The following is a 21,314-nucleotide window of genomic DNA, read 5'->3' as shown; positions in this document are numbered from 1 at the left end:
TTCTCGCGGTACGCCCCGCGATTTGAATGGAATTGCATGGCGCAATCGGCATAATCCGTTTGTATGAGTCGACATCCGAACCTGCAGGACGAGAGTGGGGAAAATCGTGCGCGGCTGCCGCGGCGCAAGGTGCTGGGAGGGCTGGCGGCCGCGGGTGTCGCCTCCACTCTGGTGGCGGCCTGCAACGACAAGACCGGTGGCAACGCCTCGTCGGGTGGAGGCGGAGGCGGGCAGATCACCACCGACAACACCGTCAAAGGTGCTACGGAGGCAACCAAGGCGGCCAACAAGAAGGTGATGGATTCGCTGCCGTTCAACGAGCGCAGTGATTTCGAGGACGCGAGACGCGGCATGATCGCGCGTCCGGACACCCTGACGATCAAGGATGCCAACGGCAACGTCGTGTGGGATCTGGAGGAGTACAAGAAGTACATCGCCGACGACAAGCCCGCGCCCGACACCGTCAACCCGAGCCTGTGGCGCAATGCCCAACTGTGCATGGAGTACGGGCTCTTCGAGGTCGTTCCCGACAAGATCTACCAGGTACGCGGTTACGACCTGTCCAACATCACCTTCATCAAGGGCGACACGGGATGGATCGCCTACGACACCTTGATCTCACCCGAAACCGCGAAGGCTGCACTCGATCTGGTGAACGACAAGCTGGGACACCGGCCCATCGTCGCTGTCATCCACAGCCATTCCCACGTCGACCATTACGGCGGTGTGCGTGGCATCATCAACCAGGCCGACGTCGACTCCGGCAAGGTGAAAGTCGTTGCTCCGCAGTCCTTCGTCGAAGACGCGGTGAGCGAGAACGTGATCGCAGGCAATGCCATGTCGCGGCGCGCGGTCTACATGTACGGCGCACTGCTGCCGCGCAATGCGCAAGGCGGGGTGAACGGCGGCCTCGGCATGACGGTTTCGACAGGTGTGCCCAGTCTGATCATCCCCACCGACATCATCACCACTACCGGTCAGAAGATGACCATCGACGGTGTCGACATGGAGTTCCAGATGACGCCCGGCACCGAGGCGCCGACCGAGATGAACACTTTCTTCCCGCAGTTCAAAGCCATGTGGATGGCGGAGAACACCACCAACACCATGCACAACCTGCTGACTCTTCGTGGCGCGCAGGTGCGTGATGCCCGCATCTGGGCGAAGTTCCTCGACGACACGATCCGGGTCTACGGTCCCAACACCGAGGTGAAGTTCCAGAGTCACCACTGGCCCATGTGGGGCAACGACAAGATCATCGACTACTGGAAACGCCAGCGCGACATGTACAAATACATGCACGACCAGTCGGTGCGGTTGATGAACGAGGGTCTCGTCGGGTCCGAGATCGCCGAGGAGATGCAGTTTCCGCCGGAGCTCAACAACTTCTGGCCCGACCGCGGCTACTACGGCACGCTCAAACACAACACGAGAGCGGTCTATCAGCGGTATATGGGCTGGTATGACGGTAATCCGTCAGACCTCGACGATCTTCCTCCGCAAGCGGCCGCCAAGAAGTACGTCGAGTACATGGGTGGTGAGGACGCCGTCCTGGAGAAGGCCAAGAAGGACTTCGACGACGGCAACTATCGCTGGACGGCGATGGTGCTCAAGCAGGTGGTGTTTGCCAACCCGGACAGCGTGAACGGCAAGAACCTGCTGGCCGACAGCTACGAGCAGATGGGCTATCAGGCCGAGTCGGGGCCGTGGCGATCGGTGTACCTGCAGGGTGCATACGAGTTGCGCAACGGGGTGCCGACCGCCGGTGGTACCGATACCGCAAGCCCCGACACCATCGATGCCATGCCACCGGAGATGATGTTCGACTATCTCGCGGTCCGGCTCAACGGTCCCAAGGCCGCGGGGAAGAAGATCGCTCTCAACGTCGATTTCACCGACCTGAAGAAGCAGTACGGCCTCACGGTGGAAAACGGCGTGCTGAACTACTCGGACGGGTTGCTGCCGCAGTCTGACGCCACGCTGAAGCTGACCAAGGCGACCATGAACGACATCCAACTCGGCAAGGTCAAACTGGCCGATGCCATATCGGCGAACAATGTGGCGCTCGAGGGCAACCGGCAGTCGGTGGACGATTTCGTGGGCCTGCTCGACACGTTCAACCTGTGGTTCAACATCGTCACTCCGTAAGCCGTTACTAACGGCCGTGAAAATAGGCCTTATACTCCACAGTCGTGCAGCCAACCGGAACCTCAGCCATGCACCCTGTGCCGTGGTTTCTGGCCACTACGCCGTCGTCGGGACCGGACATGTTGCCGCGCAACGCCGTTGCCGACATGCTGGAAGCGCGTCTCGGCGGCATGCGGTCGGTTTTCGTGGCCGCACCGTCGGGATTCGGCAAGACGGTTGCGGTGTCGCAGTGGGCCGCCGGGCGCCGGTGTGAGGCACCAGGTTCGGTTGCGTGGCTGACGCTCACCGAGCGGGTCAACGGTAGCGGCGACGTGCTGCGCGGAATTCTGACCGCGTTGCTCAACGCGGCGCGCGAGCGCGGTGATGAGGCCGTAGCCCTGGCGGTGTCCGGGATCTTCGAATCGGTATCCTACGACGCCGGCGTCGCAGCGCTGATGGCTCTGGATCATCCCCGGATCGTCCTCGTCGTCGACGACTACCAACTGGCCCGGGACAGGTGGCCGGATGCTGTCGAGTTCGTCGAGAACGGTCCACAGTGGCTTCAGTTCGTCATGATCACGACCGATCCCGTAGGCCCGATATGGGCGCGACTGCGCGTGCACCACAAGGTCGCCATGATGGGCCCCGCCGAACTGGCTTTCACCCGCGGTGAAGTCGAAGAGCTCGTGGCGGCGGGCGGAAACACCGCAGACGTCGACCGCATCATGGCTGCCACCGACGGATGGCCCGGCGCCGTCCGACTGATTCTCGTCAGCGGTGATGACGCCGAGGCTTTCACGCCCGGCGCCGACCTCACCGACTACATCAGCACCGCGGTACTGGCGCGGCTGCGTCCCGGCCTGGCCGATTTCGCGCTCAAGGCGACGGTATGTTCGCGAGTCGACGGACAGCTTGCCGCGGCACTGTCAGGTCGCACGGACAGCGCCGTACTTCTCAACGATTGCGTCGCCGCGGGCCTGTTCATAGAACGTATCGGCACCGGGGAAAGCGCCGTATACCAGTGGCATTCGCTGTTCGTCCGACACTGCCGGGAGATCCTCCGGCGAGACAACCCTCAAGAGTGGTTGCGTCTCAACCAGATCGCCGCACGGGAGCTGGCGCAGCGGTATCCGTTGGACGCGGTCGACCATGCGATCGTCGGTGGCGACAGGGTGGCACACGACATCATCGGCGATCACTGGCTGGAATTGCTGCTCCAATCGCGCTCTACCGCACTGGATCACGCATGTCTGCGGTTGACCGAGGCATTCGGTGAGGATCCCGAGATCCTGATGATCCGGTCCAGCTGCCGGGCCATGGCAGGCGACGACATCATGGCGACGTTACTGCTCAACCGGGCCGCTGCGATGCCATCGGCGTCACGACGGACGCAGTTCGTCGCCGACCTCACCCAACTCCTCGTGTCCGACGACCGCGAGGCCATGTCCGAGGCGGCGACGCGGGTCGAGGCAGCCCTCACCGACCGCGATGTCGTCACACCTCGGGTGTATGCGTGTGCGTTGTTCGTTCTCGGCTGGGCAGATTCGCGCTTGCGCCGCAGTGCGACACGTGGTTCAGAGCTGCTCGAGGCTGCGATGAACGAATGCGCCGCTCTGGGCCTGCCGGAGGTGGCACACCGAGCCCGGCAGAGCCTGGCTTTCGCGCTCGCCCACTCGGGCGAGATCACCCGCGCACAGGCAGCGTTGCAACGCGCCGTGGTACCCGCCGAATCCACTCCCGAGTTGTGGCTCTCGCACGACGGCGCAGGCATCGAACGGTTCACGGCCGGCTGGATTCACTTCTGGCATGGTGAGATCGCCTCGGCCGTTGAGTGTTTGACCTCGGCGAGCGCCGCCCCCGGAGTCGGCTACCCGGACACGTCGCGGATGTTCCTGGCGTTCAGCGCCGCGACGCTGCGCGACAACGATGTACTCGCCACCGCTGAGATCGCCGTCGCCCGCATGCCGGACGCGGACACCCACGGGGTGCCATGGGTCAGCTACAAGACTGCCGGCCGGGCGCGGTTGGCAGAAGCTCGCGGTGATCATCCGCTTGCGCTCGAGCTGGCCGCCAGTGTTCTCGATTCGCAACATGTTCCGATGGTCTCGGCCGTGATGTCGGGAATGTGCCGTCGTCTCGGTGCCCCTGAGTTGGCGGTGCGCCTGGCACACCAAGCTTTGGAGCCGCAGGTACCCGGGTATATCGCAGCGTACGCGCTGAGCACCCTGGCGTATCTGGATTGGCAAGAGGGACGGGCCGACTCCGCACACAAGCGGATGGAAGAGGCGATCTCCGTGGCGAGCCCGGAGCGGGTGCGCTATCAATTCGTCGACAACCCTGACCCGGTGTGCCGGGAGTTGCTCGCGGCGCACCTGTCGTACACGTCATATCCGGACTTTGTCGAAGAATCACTGCTGGAATGTGAGCGGGCGGTCACCGATGGCATGCCTGCGGCGTTGACGCCCCGGGAGCAAGAGGTGCTGGCCTTCCTGCGGACGCCGATGACGATGCAGGACATCGCGGAGAAGATGGGGGTGTCGGTGAACACCCTCAAGACGCATCAGCGGGCCATCTACCGCAAACTCGGTGCCGCCAATCGTCGCCAAGCCATCAAGCGTGCCGGGCGCTAGGTCTTACCTTGGGCGTGCCATCCTTGCGCGAGCAGTCACGGCGGTCCGCGAAATGCGGCGTGTCGCGTACCGCCACGTCTGCTCGGCGGGGAAAGTGACGCACATGAGCGAGGAACTCGTGACGGTGTACGACGCCGACGGCAATGCGACCGGCACCGCTGCGCGGTCGCGGGTATACGCCGAAGGGCTCTGGCACGGCAGCGCCGGTGTGCTGGTCCGCTCGTCCGACGGCAGCCGGATCTACGTGCACCGACGCACTCCGACCAAGGCGGTGTTCGCCGGCATGCACGACTGCCTGGCCGGCGGAGTCATCGATCCCGGCGAGACGCCGCTGCAGACCGCGACCCGCGAACTGCACGAGGAACTCGGCATCACCGGGGTACCGCTGACGGCTCTCGCGTCGGCGGCATGGGACGGGCAGTGGGCGGGAAAACCCATGCGCTGCCACGTGTTCGCGTTCGAGACGTACTGTGACGGCCCGATCCGGCACCAACCCGATGAGATCAGCGCCGGCTGGTGGTGGACAGACGACGAGCTCGCCGTTCACCTGGCCGATCCGGACTGGCCGTTCGTGCCTGACACGCGGGTGCTCATCCCGCAGCTGCTGCGCTTACGTCAACACCCTTGAGCTAACGGTGCTGATGCTTCTTACTGGGTGGTACCTCACCATTCAGGAAGAGTCCCGTGCACACCGTTTTCGAAAAGAACAGGCCCGCTGTCGGCCTCGTCGATCGCTCACTGGCAAACACCGTATTGCAGCCATTCTGGCTGGATGACGTGCCGGCCCATCCCGGCTACCCGACGTTGACCAGGTCAGCGACGCAGTATGACCTCCTCATCGTCGGCGGCGGATACACGGGCCTGTGGTCGGCGCTGCTGGCCAAACAGCGTGACCCGGGGCTTCGAGTCGCCGTGCTGGAGGGACAGACGATCGGCTGGGCGGCCTCGGGCCGCAACGGCGGTTTCGTCGACGCATCGCTCACCCACGGCGCCGAGAACGGTCGCAGCCGGTGGCCCGACGAGATGGAGACCCTTGACCGGCTGGGCATGGAGAACCTCGACGGCATCGAGAAGACCGTCGATACGTTGCGTCTGGACTGCGACTTCGAGCGCACCGGGTCCATCTCGGTTGCGGTAGAGCCCTACCAGGCCCACGAATTGGCGGCCGTGCCGCTGGGACCAGGGCAGGTGTACCTGGACCGGCAGGCCATGCGTGCCGAGGTCGCCTCGCCCACCTACCTGGCCGGCGTGTGGTCCAAGGACACCTGTGCGCTGGTTCATCCCGCCAAGCTCGTGTACGAACTCGCCCGCGCTGCAGCTGAACTCGGCGTGGAGATCTACGAGCACAGCAAGGTTTGTGGACTCGGGCAGGACCGTCGTGGAGGCCCGCTGACCGTACGCACTGAGCGTGTTTCGGTGCGGGCCGACCGAGTGATCCTGGCAACCAACGGTTTTCCGTCATTGTTGAAGCGGTACCGCTACCACACCGTGCCGGTCTACGACTACGCGCTGATGACCGAACCGCTCACCGAAGCGCAGCTGGCCGATATCGGCTGGCGGCATCGGCAAGGCGTCGGTGACATGTCGAACCAGTTCCACTACTACCGAATGTCCAAGGACAATCGCATCCTGTGGGGCGGGTACGACGCCATCTACCACTTCGGCGGCCGCATCCGGCCTCAGTACGAGGACCGCGACGCCACCTACCGTCGACTGGCCGGTCACTTCTTCACGACGTTCCCGCAGCTGGAGGACATCACGTTCACCCACCGTTGGGCCGGCGTGATCGACACGTCGACGCGCTTCTGCGCCTTCTTCGGATCCGCGTACGGAGACCGGGTCGGATACGCCGCCGGGTTCACCGGGCTGGGCGTGGCGGCAACACGTTTCGCCGCCGAGGTCATGCTCGACCGGTTCGCCGGTACGCCGACCGCGTGCACCGAACTGGAGATGGTCAAGTCGCTGCCGCTGCCGTTCCCGCCAGAGCCGTTGGCATCAGCCGGGATTCAGGCGACGCGCTGGTCGCTCGACCGTGCCGATCACCGGGAAGGACGCCGCAACGTCCTGCTGAAGGCGCTCGACTCTGTAGGGTTGGGGTTCGATTCGTGAACGAGTGCGTCAACGCCCACGCTGCGGCGCTCGACCACACCCCACTGCCCCAGGAGTCGGTCGTCGCCGGCACTCCGACAACGGCATACCGCGATCTGACTTCCTTGTCGGACGTGACCGTCGGCGTCTGGGAACACACGCCCGGCGTCTCGCGCGACATCGAGACCGATGAGGTGTTCGTGGTTCTCAGCGGTGACGCGACCGTCGCCTTCGACGACGGCTCCCCGGCCATCGACCTGCATCCCGGCAGCGTCGTCCGGCTTCACGCCGGGCAACGCACCACCTGGACGGTGCGCGAGACGCTGCGGAAGGTCTATGTGGCTTGAGGCGTCGGTAGCACTGGAATTCGTCTCCACGAGTGTGAATTGGCTGCGAAATCCGGCGCTCAAACTCGCAGAGGGTTCACGCTCGCGGTAGGCGTGGGTGCCGCAGTGCTTACGCCTCGGATTGCAGCCACTGGATGACTGTAATCCCCGGCATAACTTGTGGTTAGGACGAAGCGTGACAACGGTTTTGGGCCGGGGTTGTTGCAAGCCTCATCCGCCGGCCAGAGTCGCCGCGATCTCCCGCGAACCTGCGCCTGTGCGGCGCAGCACGAACGCGACGACACCGAGCGCCACGAGCGTCAGCAACAGCATGAGAGTCGACACCGCAGCCACTTCGGGGCGCAGACCCACCTTCAACGACGAGAAGATGTACACCGGCCACGGCGTAGACCCGGGCAGCTGAACGAAACTCGACACGATCGTGTTGTCCAAACTGAGCGTGAACGACATCAGGGCGCCGGCCAGGATTCCGGGAAACGCCAGCGGCAAGGTGATCTGGCGGAATGCGTTCCACTTGCCCGCGTACAAGTCCGCGGCGGCTTCCTCGAGGCGCAGGTCCGTTCCCTGCATCCGCGCGCGGATGATGAACGTCACGACGGCGACCGACATCACCGTATGCGAGATCACCAGGCGGACCATCCCGTTGTTCATCGGCAGGAATCCGGCATCGGTCCCCAGCGAAACAAACCACGGCAGCAGTGAAACACCCGTCACCACTTCGGGTGTGACCAGCGTGACGGCGAGGATCGCGGTCAGCGCCACCGCCCATCGGTTGCCGTTGCGCGAGCGCGCGAGAGCCAGCCCGCCGAGCGTGCCGAGCACGGTCGAGAGCACCGCCGCGCCCGCCGCCGCCTGCAGGGAGGTCAATACCGAGTTCCTGATCATGATGTTGTCGAAGGCGCTGGTGTAGGCGCTGAATCCGAAACCCTGCCACGCGGCGAGGATCCGTCCGGTGTTGAACGAATAGGCGACGATCACGATGATCGGCAGGAACAGGAACGCGTACACCGCGATGCCCCACAACCGCAATCCGACGGCGACCGGATCCCACGATCTGCGCTTGCGCTCCGCCATCACGATTTCTGGGACGGGGCGCTCGAGCGTATCGGTCATGCTTGTGCCCCTTCAGGAATCGTGACGCGGCGGGACCGCTTGATGAGTGCCTTGACGATGAATGCGACGGCGCCGACGGCCACCACGGTGGCGAGGATGAAGGTCATCAGAATGATGGCCATCGCCGATCCCAGCGCCCAGTTCTGGGCGATGTTGAACTGGGCGGCGACCAGCTGGCCCACCATGTTGCCCTGTGCCCCGCCGAGCACGGATGCCGTGATGTAGTCGCCCATCAGCGGAATGAACACCAGCAGGCAGCCGGCGGCGATGCCGGGCAACGCAGCCGGGACCGTGACGTCGACAAACGTTCGCAGGCGTCCCGCGCCGAGGTCTTTGCTGGCTTCACGCATACTGGCCTCGGTACGCTCCAGTGCGACGTACAGCGGCATGATCATGAGCGGCAGATAGTTGTAGACCACGCCGATCTGCACGGCGGTTTGCGTATAGAGGATCGACAGCGGGCCGTCGGCGAGCCCGATCTTGTTCATGACGTCGGAGACGAAACCCTCTGGCGACAGCATGATCTGCCATCCCAGCGTACGGACCAGGAAGTTGGTCCAGAACGGGATCAGCACCAGCGCGAGCAGCACGGCGCGCCGGCGTGGGGCGACCTTGACCGCGAGCCAATAGGCGAACGGCAGGCCGATCGCGAGGCAGATCAGGGTGCCCACGCCGGCGATGCGCAAGGTGTTCCAGAACGTGGTCAGGAAGGTCGCGTCGCCGGCTTCGAGGTAGCGGTCGAACGACATCCGCTCGTTGGAGCGGGCCGTGTAGATGTCGGGCTTGCTGCCGAAGCTGTACCAGCCGATCAGGGTGGTCGGGATCAGGAAGAAGAAGACCAGATAGGCCCACAGCGGAAAAGACAGTGCTGCATTCGATTTCGTTCCCGCGGACAGTCTGCTCACGTCACGGCTCCCGCCTGCATGCGATTGAAGATCTTCACCAATCGGCCGGTGGCGTCGGTGACCTCACTGGGCGTCAGCCGATCCAACGTGGCCTGGGTCGGGTAGATCAGGTCGAGCATCGGGACCTCGTTCTGCGCGGCGAGTTCGCGCTGGCCGATCAGCCCGGTCGGGTATCCGATGTGCTCCATTTCCTTCATGCCGACCTTGGGCTCGAGCATGTAATTGATGAATGCATAAGCGGCATCTGGGTGTTGGGCTCCCTTGGCGATCGCCCATGTGTCCATCCACAGATTGGCGGTCGGCGTCGGGAACACGAAGCGCCAGCGGTCGGGATCGTCATCCTCGAGGAGGGCGAGGCGCACGTCGCCGTTGAAAGCCTGCATGAGCGCGAACTGGCGCTGGGCCAGTTGCGACGATACCTGGGACACGAACGCCGATATGGTCGGCGCGATCTTGCCGACCATGAACTGCTCGCAGGCGTCCAAGTGGCGCTCGTCTGTGGTGTTCAGGTCAATACCGTTGGCGGCGAAGAAGATCGCACAGACCTCCCACGGATCCTCAAGCACCGTGGTCTTGCCCCGGGCTTCCTTTTGCGCGGCATCGAGAAAGTCGTTCCACGACGTCAACTCCCGGCCGATGACATGGGTGTCGTAGACGAAACCTGTCGTACCCCAGTTCTTGCAAACTGCGTAGGTGTTGGTCCGGTCCCAGGGCTGGTGCAGGTAGGGCGGTTCGACGTTGGAGAGGTTGGGCAGATAGGTGTGATCGAGCTGCTCCAGCAGGCCGGCGCGCGCCATCATCGGAACGTAACTACCGGTCGGCACCACGATGTCGTAGCCACTGGTTCCACGTGCCGCGCCGAGCTTGGCCACCAGTTCTTCGTTGGAGCCGAAGTTGTCAACCTGGAGGGTGACACCCCGGCGTCCGAACTCCGCGAGGTTGTCCGGGTCATCGTAGTCGCCCCATGAGTAGATGTTGAGCTGGTCCTCGATCTTGCCGTCTGGCGCCGGGGACGGCACGCCGCCGCGCGAACAGCCCGACAGTGCCAGGCCTGCTCCGGCCACGGCGAAACCGGCCAGCAGGCTCCTACGAGTGATTCGCCGGGAATCGTTGGGGGAGGCGAGGATTCGTAACCGGTCCACGCGTTTCACTTCTCTGCCGCGACGGTGGAAGGATCTGCGGGGAAGACGTGCACCGAGTCGCCGTCCCAGCTGCAGCGAACCGCCGAGTGCAGATCGAGTTGCTGGGCGGCAGCGGCGGGCATCCGTGACAGCAGCTCGACGCCGGAGTCCGTTGTCACCACGTACTGCACTGTCTCGCCGAGGAAGGAGATGTTGGCCAGGGTTCCGTCGACCGCGTTGATCGGAGTTTCGCCGATGACAGACCCTACTGAGATGGACTCGGCCCGCACCACGGCCACTACCGGCTGACCGGTGCCATGACCCTCCATGGCGCTGCGATCGGGCCGGATGGTGTACTCGGGGCCGGTGAGGGTATCCGGCCCGGAGACCATGCAATTGAGGAAGTTCTGCTTGCCGATGAAGCCGGCGACGAACGAATTGGCCGGCGACTTGTAGATCTCCGCCGGGGTGCCGATCTGCTGAATCGCGCCGTCGCGCATGACCACCACCCGGTCGCTCATCGACAGTGCCTCTTCCTGATCGTGCGTGACGAAGACAAAGGTGATGCCGAGCTGGAGCTGAATCAGCTTGAGCTCCACCTGCATTTCCTCACGCAGCTTGCGGTCGAGCGCCGACATCGGCTCGTCGAGCAGGAGGACCTTGGGCCGGTTGACCAACGCGCGCGCCAGTGCCACCCGCTGCTGCTGTCCTCCGGAGAGGTTCTTGGGACTGCGGTCAGCGAAGCTCTCCATTCTGGCCAGGCGCAGCGCGTCACCTACCCGGCGGCCGATTTCGGCTTTGGGGGTGCGCTTTTGCCGCAGCCCGTAAGCGACGTTCTCCGCGACGGTCATGTGCGGGAACAACGCATAAGACTGAAAGACGGTGTTCACAGGCCGCTTGTTCGGCGGCAGTCCGACTATCGATGAGCCGTCGAGCAGGATGTCACCTGCGTCGGGCTCTTCGAATCCGGCGATCATGCGCAGCAGGGTCGTCTTGCCGCACCCCGACGGGCCGAGCAGCGAAAGGAATTCGCCCGCCCGGATGTCGAGGTCGACGCCGCCCACCGCGGTCGAAGCACCGAACTGCTTGGTGATGTTGCGCAATTGTATTGCAACACCGGACTTTTGCGGTCTGGCCGGCGCCTCGGCGATGGTGGCTTCGGTCATGGTGAATCCTTCGCTCGGTGGATGTGATCAGCGGGTGGCGGTGGCCGACAACATGTCTGCATAGACGAGTGCACCGTCGACATAGGTGCGTTCGACCCGGGTCTGGCAGATCTCATCGGCGGGCAGGTCGAACGGATCCCGGTCCAGCACCACGAGATCGGCGAGGTATCCGGGCTGGATCGCTCCGGTGTCATCGAGGTGGTTGACGTAGGCCGAGCCCGCGGTGTACGCCGCGATTGCCGCCATGAGGTCGATCCGCTGCTCGGGGAGGAACACGCGGTCGTCGGTGGTGCCGGGGGCCCGGCGGTTGACGGCGACGTGGATGCCCTGGATGGGGTCGGCGCTGCTCACCGGCCAGTCGCTGCCTGCGGCGAGTACGGCTCCAGCCCGCAGCAGGTCCCCGAACGGATACTGCTGCAGCGACCGTTGCTCGCCGAGAAACGGGATCGTCAGCTCGTCCATGGACGGCTCATAACAGGCCCACAACGGCTGGATGTTGGCCGTGGCGCCCAAGGTGCGGAACCGCGGAATGTCGTGCGGATCGACCACCTGCAGGTGCGCCAGGTGCGGGCGGGTGTCGCGAAAACCGTTGGCACGCCTGGCGGCTTCGACGGCGTCGAGTGCTTCCCGCACAGCGCGGTCGCCGAGGGCGTGGAAGTGCAGCTGAAATCCGAGAGCGTCGAGTTCGACGACATAGTGCCGCAACGCCTCCGGATCGACGAAGCTGACGCCGGCATTGGCGGTACAGCAGCCGCAGCCGTCGAGATAGGGCGACAGCAGCGCAGCGGTCTGGTTTTCGGCGATCCCGTCGATCATGATCTTCACCGTGTTCGCGCGTAGTCGCCCGTGGTGCAATGCGGCGCGGCGTTCGACCATCTCCGGTATCTGCTCGGCGCCGCGGTCGCGTTCCCACCATTGCGCCGCCGCGACGCGTACCGTCAGGGTTTCCTCGAGAATGGCCCGCCGATAGGCGGATTCGGCATCCGGCACTGCGGCGTAATTGCCCAGCATGGCGTCCTGCCACGCCGTGATGCCCAGCGAGTGCAGGTGTGCCTGTGCGTCCAGCAGGGCTCGGTACAACTCGTCCTCGGTGGGCGGTGGAACGTATACCGACACCAGATCCATCGCTGCTTCCTGCAGCATGCCCGTCGCCGCGCCGTCGGCGTCGCGCTCGATGCGTCCACCGGGCGGATCGGGGGTGTCGTCGGTGATCCCGGCAATCTGCAGGGCGAGGGTGTTCACCCATGCTCCGTGATGGTCGCGATTGGGCAGGTACACCGGGCGGTCGGCGACTACGGAATCGAGCATGTGCGCTGTCGGGATTCCGCCGTCGAAGGCCTCCAAGGACCATCCGCCGCCAGTGATCCACGGGCGGTCAGGATGTGCCGCGGCATACTCGGCGATCGCGGCCAGCGTGGCGGCGGCGGCGTCGACACCGAGGAGGTCGCACGTCATGCGCTCCACGCCGGCTCCGACCGGATGGACGTGCGCGTCCTGAAAGCCGGGGATGAGAAGCCTGCCGGCCAGGTCGACGACTTCGGTGTCCGGCCCTATCAGGGCGTGGGCCTCCGGTCCGACCGCGGTGATCCGGTTGCCCGTCACTGCGACCGCTCCCACGCGGGACCGAGCCGAGTTCATCGTGAGGATCGGACCGCCGCTGAATACGATGGTGGCCGGCGCAGCGGGCATTGCGGTGTCTCCTCGTTTCGATGGGGCGGACGGCGGTGAGATGGCCTCCGGTCGCGATTTGTTGTGGGCCATGACACAGCAGTGCCGCAAAATGGAGCAAGAGCGTTGACGTAAGCGAAGGCAGTGCGGATGGGCAGAACACTGAAGTCCGAGTCGCCACGGCGGCGACGGCGCCAGACGAACCAGGGCGTGTTGCTGTCCGAGCAGGTCATCGTCGAAGCGGCATTGCGGGTCTTGCAGTACCACGGTGCGGCGGGCCTGACGGTCCGGCGCCTCGGGGTCGCGCTGGGAGCTGACCCGAGCGCCCTGTACCGCTACTTCCGCGGCATCGAAGATGTGGTGCTCGCCATCACCGACGAGTTGCTGCGGCGTGTGGCCGAGGGCTGGGAACCGGGCGGTGACTGGCGTGAGGCCATGCGGGAACTCGGGTTGCGCGTACACCGCGTCTACGTCGAGCATCCGCAGGCTGGGGTGCTGGCGGCAAGCCGGGTGACCGGTGGCCCGCACGAAATCCAAGTCATCGAAACGGTTTTGGGTCTACTGCGCAACGCTGGATTCCCTGACCGGGAAGCCGTCGACGTGTATCACGCATTCATCGATCAGATGCTGGGGTTCGCCGCGCTCGACGCGGCATTCGAAGCCTTGCCCGTCGAACATCGCCAGCGCGATGACAGCAAGTGGCGTGACACCTACGCTCAGCTGCCCGCCGAGACGCACCCGAATATCGCTGCCACCAGTCGGCTACTCGACGAGTCGATGCGCCGGAGTGGATGTGAACCGGCTCTCGATCTCTTGCTCGACGGCATTGCCGCGCGGCTGAAGACCCACGTCCGGTAACCCGATCAGCTGGTGTGCGCGGCGATACCGTCCAGCAATTGGCCAAGGCCGGAATGGAATTCGGTGAGCGGTCCGTCCTCGGCCTGATCGAACGCGCCCGCATCGATGGCGGCTGCCAGCGCGGGGAAGCGGCCGGGCTCCACGAGGCGGCGCAGTAACGCCGGGTACGCGCGGTCATCGACGTCGCGGGCCTCGATGGCCAGCGCCGCCGAACCGCGGGTGAACACCAGCACCGTGATGACCGCGGTGAGCTTGTCGCGTTCGGTCAAGCCTGCACCGGACAGCGCGGCCAGACCGGCGTCGAGCCACGCCAGCTGCCCGGGATCGGCGGGCGGTCCGCTGGACGCGGTCTGCAGGATCCAGGGGTGTCGGTGGTAGACGGACCACAGCGCGCGGGCCCAATTCGTCAGAGCGCCACGCCAGTCTGTGGCGTCCGGCGACGACGGCGGTGGGCCCGGTGCGGCGGCGAGCATGAACGTCACCAGTTCGTCCTTGTTGGCCACGTGCCGGTACAGCGACATGGTGCCGCATCCGAGTCGTTCGGCCAGCCGTGCCATGGACAGGGCGGCCAGCCCGTCGGCGTCGGCGAGTTCGATCGCCGCTGCGACGATCGCCTCCCGGCTCAGACCACGCGATCGGCGCGGTGCCGGGTCCTGTTGCCACAGCAGGCGCAACGCGCGGGGGAGCGGGGGATCGGAGCGGGCCATCAATGCTCAGAGTAACCAGTGACAATCCAGTGAGTATGCAATACGCTTTTGCGTATGACGTACGCAAAAGCGCGGTCGGTAAACCTCGCCGTGGTGCTGGCGGTGATTGTCGTGGCGTTCTTGGTGTATTCGCTGCCGCCGTATTTGACCGGCGGCACGCGCGTCCCGTCCACGTTCGGACTGCACTACCCGCTCTTGGTCGCGCATGTGCTGCTCGCCTGCGTGGCGATGGTGTGCGCGGTCGGCCAGATCTGGCCGGGGCTGCGGCGTCGTCACCCGACAATGCACCGCCGGACCGGACGTGTGTACGTCGCGACGGCGATTCCGGCGGCCGTGTGCGCCATGGTGATCGGGGCGGCGACGCCCTTCGGCCCGATCCTGGCGGTCAGCAACGTCGCCCTCGCTGCGCTGTGGCTCTGGTTCACCGTCGACGGATACAGCGCCGCGCGGCGGCGTCGGTTCGGCAGGCATCGACGCCAGATGCTGCGCAGTGCGACGCTGGCCCTGTCGATCATCACCAACCGGATCTGGACGCCCGTGCTCTATCTGGCATTGGAATCGTTGCGCGACAGCATTTTTGGTGGGAACGAGGAGAGATACCTGTGGCTGGTCGCGGGTCTCGGCGCCTGGTTGGGCTGGACGCTTCCGCTGCTTCTCCTGGAGCGGTCGCTGCGGCGGCAGCCGCGCCCGATCACTGATCGATCGGCGCCGTTGAGCCGGCTGTGATCCGGTCGATCACGGCCAGCAACCCGTCGTCCTGCTCGGTGGCAGCCAGGTGGCCGCCGAGGGCGCGATGCAAGGCGCTGAAGTAGAGGCCGTCGCCCATCAGTTTCACCGCGCGGGCCACGTTGCGATCCCCGAGGGTCTCGTGCAGCACGTTGAGCCAGTCGGCCGAGACGCTCTCGATGACCGTGCGAGCGCGATCGTCGCCGGCCTGCTGCAGCCGGGACACCGCCACCACGGCGCGATCCAGCGGTGTGCCGGCGTAATGCGATGTGCGGATGTAATAGCGGGCGGGTCCCTCGGGGGCGGTCCGCATCCGTTCGACGTCTTCGGCGGCCAGGGTCAGAAGGCGATCGCACACTGCGCTTGCCAGTCGGTCCTTCGAGGGGAAGTGGTACAGCAGGCCGCCTTTGGACACACCCGCCTTTGCGGCCACCGCGTCGAGCGTGGCGTAGCGCTCGCCTTCGACGGCAAGTAGGTCCTCATAGGCGTCGAGGATGCGGTCCCGCGACGAAGCCATTCCCAGAGCTTACGACAGGGGCCTAGACTGTACCGTCTGGACGGTATAGTGATGGTCCGTCACGGTGTCTGGTGAGGGAGTTGGTGATGCGGGCGTATCGCGACGTGGTCCGGATGCCGGGTGTGTTGAACATGACGGCCTCGCAACTGTTCGCCCGCCTGCCGCTCGGCATGCTCAACCTCGCGATCTTGCTCCACGTCCAGGCCATCAGCGGGTCCTACGCGCAGGCCGGGGCCGTGGTCGCCGGCGTCAGCGTGGGTGAGGCGGTGGCCATGCCCATCACCGCCCGAATCGCCGGACGTGCCATGGTGGCGACGCTTGTCGTCGCGGCCCTGGCCAACGGCGCCGTGATGCTGGCCCTCGCGTTCGCCGGTCCCTCCGCGCCGCTGCTGATGGTGCTCGGATTGCTCACCGGGGCAACCGTGCCGCCGTTGATGCCGGTGGTTCGGGCGCTCTACCCACAACTGGTCACCCGCGACGCCGTGCGGGTGCTGTTCGCACTCGACACCACTGCGCAAGAACTCATCTGGGTGATCGGCCCGGTGGCCGCAACATTCCTCGCGTCCACCCTTTCCACCGTCATCCCTCTGGTCGTGTCCGCGGTGGTCACCGTTGTCGGAACCGGGTGGTTTCTGGTCAGCGCCAAGCATCTTCGCCTACCGGTGACACCCAGATCGTCGGGCTTCGGCCGGGTGATGGCCAACCGCACGGTCATTCTCGCGATGGTCGCCAGCCTCGCGATGGTCGCGTCGTTCATGGCTTTGGAAGTCGGCATCGTCGCGCTGATGGGCCGCACCGGCGTCATGGCGGGTCTCGCGATCGCGGTGGCCAGCGTGGGCTCGGTGATCGGCGGTTTGGCGTTCGGGCACCGGCGATTTGGGCTCGCGGGCCTGGTGGCCGCATTGGGGACCGTGGCACTCGGCACCGCCGTGTTCGGCGTCATCGACAGTCCGGCACTGCAGTTCTGCGCGTTGTTCGTATCCGGCTTGGGCTTTGCGCCGGCGATGTCCGCGTTGTACATCATGGTGTCGGCGGAGATCGCCGACCATGCGGCCACGGAGGCGTTCGGCTGGCTCAACAGCGCCGCGCTGGTGGGCGGTGCGGCGGGCACGGCCATCGCCGGTGTCGCGGCCGACGCACACGGTGCAGCCGGTCCGATCGTCGTGGCGGTGATACTGGGCCTCGTCGCCGTGAGCAGCCCGCTCGCCGCCCGAATCACCGGCCCGCTGCGCGGTCTGGCAGGGCAACCGGAGGCACGAACCGGCACCGATGATTCCCTGTGCCCGTCGGCGCCCAATTCCGAAGCTTGACAGCATGTTGTCGGGGTCGTCAGTTTCCCCGGCAACCCTCAGTGACCGGGTGTACTCTCCGGGCGATCGCCCTTATCGGCGCTGTATCGCCAACCGGGAGTGAGGCTCATCATGGCTACCGACTTCAACGGCAAGATCGAACTGGACATCCGGGACTCCGAACCCGACTGGGGACCGTATGCGGCGCCGACCGCCGACGAGAATGCACCCAACGTGCTGTACCTGGTGTGGGACGACACGGGGATCGCCACGTGGGACTGTTTCGGTGGCCTGGTGGACATGCCCGCGATGAGCCGTATCGCTGCGCGCGGCGTTCGGCTCTCGCAGTTCCACACCACCGCGCTGTGTTCACCGACCCGCGCCTCGCTGCTCACCGGCCGCAACGCCACCACGGTCGGGATGGCCACCATCGAGGAGTTCACCGACGGATTCCCCAACTGCAACGGGCGGATTCCGTTGGACACCGCCCTGCTGTCGGAAGTGCTCACCGAGAACGGTTACAACACGTACTGCGTGGGCAAGTGGCACCTCACTCCGCTGGAGGAGTCCAATCTCGCTGCCACCAAACGGCATTGGCCATGCTCGCGCGGTTTCGAGCGGTTCTACGGGTTCATGGGCGGCGAAACCGATCAGTGGTATCCGGACCTGGTGTACGACAACCATCCCGTCGATCCGCCTGCGACGCCCGAGGAGGGCTATCACCTGTCGAAGGATCTCGCCGACAAGACCATCGAGTTCATCCGCGACTCCAAGGTGATCGCTCCGGACAAGCCGTGGTTCACCTATCTGTGTCCCGGAGCCGGGCATGCTCCGCATCACGTGTTCAAGGAGTGGGCGGACCACTACGCGGGCCGCTTCGACATGGGCTACGAGCGGTACCGCGAGATCGTGCTGGAGAATCAGAAGCGCCTCGGCATCGTGCCACCCGATACCGAGCTGTCGCCGGTCAACCCTTATGCAGATGTCAAGGGGCCCAACGGTGAACCGTGGCCGGTGCAGGACACCGTGCGGCCGTGGGACACCCTGAGCGACGACGAAAAGCGACTGTTCAGCCGGATGGCTGAGGTGTTCGCCGGGTTCCTGTCCTACACCGACGCCCAGATCGGGCGCATCCTCGACTACCTCGACGAATCCGGTCAACTCGACAACACCGTGATCGTGGTGATCTCCGACAACGGTGCCAGCGGTGAAGGTGGACCGAACGGATCGGTCAACGAGACCAAGTTCTTCAACGGCTACATCGACACCGCCGAGGAAGGGCTCAAGTTCATCGACCGGCTGGGCTCACCGGAGACCTACAACCACTATCCGATCGGCTGGGCGATGGCGTTCAACACGCCGTACAAGCTGTTCAAGCGGTATGCGTCCCACGAGGGTGGCATCGCCGACACCGCAATCATCTCGTGGCCCAACGGAATTGCCGCGCACGGTGAGGTCCGCGACAACTACGTCAACGTCTGCGACATCACCCCGACGGTGTACGACCTTCTGGACATCACCCCGCCGGCCACCGTCCGGGGAGTTGCGCAGAAGCCGCTGGACGGTGTGAGTTTCAAAGTGGCGCTGGATAATCCGACGGCTCCGACGGGCAAGGAGACGCAGTTCTACACCATGCTGGGCACCCGCGGCATCTGGCACAAGGGCTGGTTCGCCAACACCGTGCACGCCGCGACGCCGGCCGGGTGGTCCCATTTCGACGCCGACCGCTGGGAGCTCTTTCACATCGAATCCGATCGCAGCCAGTGCCACGACCTCGCCGCCGAGCAGCCCGACAAACTCGAAGAACTCAAGGCACTGTGGTTCGCCGAGGCCGACAAGTACAACGGCCTGCCGCTGGCCGATCTGAACATTCTGGAGACGATGACGCGGTGGCGCCCGTACCTGGCGGGGGCCCGCTCCACCTACACCTACTACCCGAACACCGCCGAGGTCGGCCTTGGCGCTGCCGCCGAGTTGCGCGGGCAATCGTTCAAGGTGTTGGTCGAGCTGACCGTCGAGCGCCCCGACGCCCAAGGCGTGCTGTTCAAGCAGGGCGGTGCGCATGGCGGGCACGTCCTGTATGTCGCCGACGGGCGCCTGCACTACGTGTACAACTTCCTCGGCGAGATCGAGCAACAGTTGACGTCGCCGGATCCGATCCCGTTGGGACGGCACATCTTCGGCGTGCGATACGCGCGCACCGGCACGGTCGAGAACAGTCACACGCCGCTGGGCGACACGGCCTTGTTCATCGACGACGTCGCGGTGGCCGAATTGCCGGCCATGCGGACCCACCCGGGCATGTTCGCGCTCGCCGGCGGCGGTATCTGCATCGGACGCAACACCGGCTCGGCAGTGTCGAAGAACTATCGCGGGCAGTTCGGTTTCACTGGCGGAACCATCGCCAGGGTGACCGTCGATCTGTCGGGCGAACCATACGAGGACGTCGAAGCGACCCTGGCCCTGGCCTTCTGCAAGGACTGACAGAACTACTCTGAATGCATGCACACCGAGCTGGTCGAACTCCCCGGGGGAGCGTTCCGCATGGGTTCGACGCGCTTCTACCCGGAAGAAGCTCCGGTGCACACCGCGACGGTCGCGTCGTTCGCCATCGAGAAGTATCCCGTCACCAACGCTCAGTTCGCCGAGTTCGTCGCCGCCACCGGATATGTGACCATCGCCGAACGCCCGTTGGATCCTGCGCTATATCCCGGTGTGGCCCAACAAGATCTGTTACCAGGGGCGCTGGTGTTCCGGCCCACCACCGGCCCGGTGAACCTGCGGGACTGGCGGCAATGGTGGGACTGGGCGCCCGGCGCGAGCTGGCGATACCCGTTCGGGCCGGATCGCGAGGCCGGTCATCCTGACCATCCTGTCGTACAGGTCGCCTACCCCGACGCCGTCGAGTACGCCACCTGGGCCGGGCGGCGACTGCCCACCGAAGCAGAATGGGAGTTCGCGGCGCGCGGGGGAGCCGACACCGTCTACGCCTGGGGCGACGATGTCACGCCCGGCGGACAGCTGATGGCCAACACCTGGCAGGGGCGCTTCCCCTACCGCAACGACGGCGCCCTCGGCTGGGCCGGCACGTCGCCAGTGGGGTCCTTTCCGCCGAACGGCTTCGGGCTCTACGACATGATCGGCAACGTATGGGAATGGACGTCCACGCGATTCACATCCCATCACCGGCCCGGGGAATCGGAGTCCGCGTGCTGTCCACCGGCCGGTGCCGATCCGACCGTGAACCAGACCCTCAAGGGCGGGTCACATCTGTGCGCCCCGGAGTACTGCCACCGTTACCGTCCCGCGGCGCGCTCACCGCAATCGCAGGACAGTTCGACGACGCACATCGGGTTCCGCTGCGTCGAGAGTCGTTGATGCTTCGCGCCATCTGAGATGCCCCGCGATCACCACCAGCCAGGTGAGCCCCGCTGCCAGGCCGAGCGGGACCGCGATGTGCAGGCGTAGCAGCACCGCGCCCGTCACGGCGCCGAGAAAGATCACCACGATGGCGGCGAGCCGGCGATTGGCAAGCGCTCCGCGGATACCACGCGGCCAGGTTTCTCCGGCCAGGCTCGCCAGCGTGGAGGTCACCACGACGGTCGTCATGTCCTTGACCGCCAGCGCTCGCGCCACCATGGCCTGTTGACCCATCACCGCGGCAATGGCAGTGGCGATGATGACTTGTTCGGTGGCACTGGGGTTCTCGGCACCGACCGCGACAGTGACCGTCAACACGAGCAGGACCGCCGCACCGATGCTCAGCAGCGTCGTGATACGGGTATCCCAGCCGGATGCCACACGTCGGCGCACCGCCAGCCCCGCGGCGAGCGCACCTACCGTAAACCCCGCGAGCGCAATCGCCGGGCCGAGCACCGGCAATTCGTCGGCGCCGGCCACACCCATGCCGAGGATCACGATGTTGCCGGTCATGTTGCCCGTGAAAACCCGGTCCAGGCCGAGGTAACCCACGGCATCGACGATGCCCGTGACGAAGGTCAATATCAGTGTCGTACCGAGTTCAAGGTGGGAGCGATTCAACTGCACCATTT

At 65.3% G+C, this 21,314-nt stretch carries 18 protein-coding genes; 10 read left to right on the top strand and 8 right to left on the bottom strand.

Annotated features, from left to right (window positions below; all coding sequences use genetic code 11):
* Positions 1 to 63 precede the first annotated feature (63 nt).
* The 5 genes from RMCB_RS05810 (at position 64) to RMCB_RS05790 (ending at position 7,192) form a co-directional block, all read left to right on the top strand.
* The gene (locus tag RMCB_RS05810) at positions 64 to 2,148 is read left to right on the top strand and encodes an alkyl/aryl-sulfatase (RefSeq protein ID WP_234792012.1); all 2,085 of its coding nucleotides are present in this window, start codon (positions 64 to 66) and stop codon (positions 2,146 to 2,148) included.
* Between the two features lie 44 nt (positions 2,149 to 2,192).
* Positions 2,193 to 4,757: a winged helix-turn-helix domain-containing protein gene (locus RMCB_RS05805; protein ID WP_131805492.1), complete on the top strand. Its 2,565-nt coding sequence runs from the start codon at positions 2,193 to 2,195 to the stop codon at positions 4,755 to 4,757.
* Between the two features lie 103 nt (positions 4,758 to 4,860).
* Entirely contained in the window at positions 4,861 to 5,385 is a 525-nt protein-coding gene (locus RMCB_RS05800; protein WP_062828023.1) for an NUDIX hydrolase, read from the top strand.
* Between the two features lie 56 nt (positions 5,386 to 5,441).
* Complete coding sequence (locus tag RMCB_RS05795; RefSeq protein WP_062828022.1) at positions 5,442 to 6,866, top strand: NAD(P)/FAD-dependent oxidoreductase; 1,425 nt, start codon at positions 5,442 to 5,444, stop codon at positions 6,864 to 6,866.
* On the top strand, positions 6,863 to 7,192 hold the full coding sequence (locus RMCB_RS05790) for a cupin domain-containing protein (protein WP_062828021.1): 330 nt from the start codon (positions 6,863 to 6,865) through the stop codon (positions 7,190 to 7,192). The genes RMCB_RS05795 and RMCB_RS05790 overlap by 4 nt, the downstream gene beginning before the upstream one ends.
* 210 nt (positions 7,193 to 7,402) lie before the next feature.
* Here the strand turns inward: RMCB_RS05790 and RMCB_RS05785 are convergent, their stop codons facing one another.
* From RMCB_RS05785 to RMCB_RS05765, 5 genes are read right to left on the bottom strand one after another with little or no spacing between them, the layout of a single operon-like run.
* A complete protein-coding gene (locus RMCB_RS05785; protein WP_234792011.1) occupies positions 7,403 to 8,305 on the bottom strand; it encodes an ABC transporter permease in 903 nt (300 codons plus the stop codon).
* Complete coding sequence (locus RMCB_RS05780; RefSeq protein WP_062828019.1) at positions 8,302 to 9,210, bottom strand: ABC transporter permease; 909 nt, start codon at positions 9,208 to 9,210, stop codon at positions 8,302 to 8,304. Before RMCB_RS05780 ends, RMCB_RS05785 begins: the two co-directional genes overlap by 4 nt.
* A complete protein-coding gene (locus RMCB_RS05775; protein WP_234792010.1) occupies positions 9,207 to 10,352 on the bottom strand; it encodes a polyamine ABC transporter substrate-binding protein in 1,146 nt (381 codons plus the stop codon). Before RMCB_RS05775 ends, RMCB_RS05780 begins: the two co-directional genes overlap by 4 nt.
* Positions 10,353 to 10,357: 5 nt before the next feature.
* Entirely contained in the window at positions 10,358 to 11,497 is a 1,140-nt protein-coding gene (locus RMCB_RS05770) for an ABC transporter ATP-binding protein (RefSeq protein ID WP_062828017.1), read from the bottom strand.
* Between the two features lie 27 nt (positions 11,498 to 11,524).
* Positions 11,525 to 13,186, bottom strand: coding sequence for an amidohydrolase (locus tag RMCB_RS05765; RefSeq protein WP_062828016.1), 1,662 nt, complete (start codon positions 13,184 to 13,186; stop codon positions 11,525 to 11,527).
* Positions 13,187 to 13,315: 129 nt separating this feature from the next.
* On the opposite strand from RMCB_RS05765, the gene RMCB_RS05760 reads away from it, so the two are divergent.
* Positions 13,316 to 14,023, top strand: a complete 708-nt coding sequence (locus tag RMCB_RS05760) for a TetR/AcrR family transcriptional regulator (protein WP_062828015.1) — start codon at positions 13,316 to 13,318, stop codon at positions 14,021 to 14,023.
* A gap of 5 nt (positions 14,024 to 14,028) precedes the next feature.
* On the opposite strand, the gene RMCB_RS05755 is transcribed toward RMCB_RS05760, so the two are convergent.
* Entirely contained in the window at positions 14,029 to 14,730 is a 702-nt protein-coding gene (locus RMCB_RS05755) for a TetR/AcrR family transcriptional regulator (RefSeq protein ID WP_062828014.1), read from the bottom strand.
* 54 nt (positions 14,731 to 14,784) lie between these two features.
* On the opposite strand from RMCB_RS05755, the gene RMCB_RS05750 reads away from it, so the two are divergent.
* Positions 14,785 to 15,456 carry a DUF2306 domain-containing protein gene (locus tag RMCB_RS05750; RefSeq protein WP_062828013.1) on the top strand — a complete coding sequence of 224 codons (672 nt, stop codon included), beginning with the start codon at positions 14,785 to 14,787 and terminating at the stop codon, positions 15,454 to 15,456.
* Here RMCB_RS05750 and RMCB_RS05745 read toward each other — a convergent pair.
* A complete protein-coding gene (locus RMCB_RS05745) occupies positions 15,422 to 15,973 on the bottom strand; it encodes a TetR/AcrR family transcriptional regulator (RefSeq protein ID WP_062828012.1) in 552 nt (183 codons plus the stop codon). The two genes, RMCB_RS05750 and RMCB_RS05745, sit on opposite strands and share 35 nt — an antisense overlap.
* Before the next feature lie 86 nt (positions 15,974 to 16,059).
* Here RMCB_RS05745 and RMCB_RS05740 point away from each other — a divergent pair, with 86 nt between their 5' ends.
* From RMCB_RS05740 to RMCB_RS05730, 3 genes are all read left to right on the top strand, one after another.
* A complete protein-coding gene (locus RMCB_RS05740) occupies positions 16,060 to 17,283 on the top strand; it encodes an MFS transporter (RefSeq protein WP_062828011.1) in 1,224 nt (407 codons plus the stop codon).
* Between the two features lie 111 nt (positions 17,284 to 17,394).
* The gene (locus RMCB_RS05735) at positions 17,395 to 19,746 is read left to right on the top strand and encodes an arylsulfatase (protein WP_062828010.1); all 2,352 of its coding nucleotides are present in this window, start codon (positions 17,395 to 17,397) and stop codon (positions 19,744 to 19,746) included.
* Positions 19,747 to 19,764: 18 nt separating this feature from the next.
* Positions 19,765 to 20,640: a formylglycine-generating enzyme family protein gene (locus tag RMCB_RS05730; protein WP_062828009.1), complete on the top strand. Its 876-nt coding sequence runs from the start codon at positions 19,765 to 19,767 to the stop codon at positions 20,638 to 20,640.
* On the opposite strand, the gene RMCB_RS05725 is transcribed toward RMCB_RS05730, so the two are convergent.
* Positions 20,578 to 21,312, bottom strand: a complete 735-nt coding sequence (locus RMCB_RS05725; RefSeq protein ID WP_062828008.1) for a YoaK family protein — start codon at positions 21,310 to 21,312, stop codon at positions 20,578 to 20,580. The two genes, RMCB_RS05730 and RMCB_RS05725, sit on opposite strands and share 63 nt — an antisense overlap.
* Positions 21,313 to 21,314: the final 2 nt, after the last annotated feature.

Origin of the sequence: Mycolicibacterium brisbanense, from assembly GCF_001570425.1 — a bacterium.
Classification (GTDB): domain Bacteria; phylum Actinomycetota; class Actinomycetes; order Mycobacteriales; family Mycobacteriaceae; genus Mycobacterium; species Mycobacterium brisbanense.
The sequence above is the reverse complement of the archived record's forward strand: the minus strand, read 5'-3'. Positions and strand labels throughout refer to the sequence as shown.

Bases quoted from the DNA above. Each gene is read 5' to 3' on its own strand.
- RMCB_RS05810 (WP_234792012.1), top strand. From the start codon at position 64: ATGAGTCGACATCCGAACCTGCAGGACGAGAGTGGGGAAAATCGTGCG.
- RMCB_RS05800 (WP_062828023.1), top strand. From the start codon at position 4,861: ATGAGCGAGGAACTCGTGACGGTGTACGACGCCGACGGCAATGCGACC.
- RMCB_RS05785 (WP_234792011.1), bottom strand. From the start codon at position 8,305: ATGACCGATACGCTCGAGCGCCCCGTCCCAGAAATCGTGATGGCGGAG.
- RMCB_RS05770 (WP_062828017.1), bottom strand. From the start codon at position 11,497: ATGACCGAAGCCACCATCGCCGAGGCGCCGGCCAGACCGCAAAAGTCC.
- RMCB_RS05765 (WP_062828016.1), bottom strand. From the start codon at position 13,186: ATGCCCGCTGCGCCGGCCACCATCGTATTCAGCGGCGGTCCGATCCTC.
- RMCB_RS05760 (WP_062828015.1), top strand. From the start codon at position 13,316: ATGGGCAGAACACTGAAGTCCGAGTCGCCACGGCGGCGACGGCGCCAG.
- RMCB_RS05755 (WP_062828014.1), bottom strand. From the start codon at position 14,730: ATGGCCCGCTCCGATCCCCCGCTCCCCCGCGCGTTGCGCCTGCTGTGG.
- RMCB_RS05750 (WP_062828013.1), top strand. From the start codon at position 14,785: ATGACGTACGCAAAAGCGCGGTCGGTAAACCTCGCCGTGGTGCTGGCG.
- RMCB_RS05745 (WP_062828012.1), bottom strand. From the start codon at position 15,973: ATGGCTTCGTCGCGGGACCGCATCCTCGACGCCTATGAGGACCTACTT.
- RMCB_RS05740 (WP_062828011.1), top strand. From the start codon at position 16,060: ATGCGGGCGTATCGCGACGTGGTCCGGATGCCGGGTGTGTTGAACATG.
- RMCB_RS05735 (WP_062828010.1), top strand. From the start codon at position 17,395: ATGGCTACCGACTTCAACGGCAAGATCGAACTGGACATCCGGGACTCC.
- RMCB_RS05730 (WP_062828009.1), top strand. From the start codon at position 19,765: ATGCACACCGAGCTGGTCGAACTCCCCGGGGGAGCGTTCCGCATGGGT.
- RMCB_RS05725 (WP_062828008.1), bottom strand. From the start codon at position 21,312: ATGGTGCAGTTGAATCGCTCCCACCTTGAACTCGGTACGACACTGATA.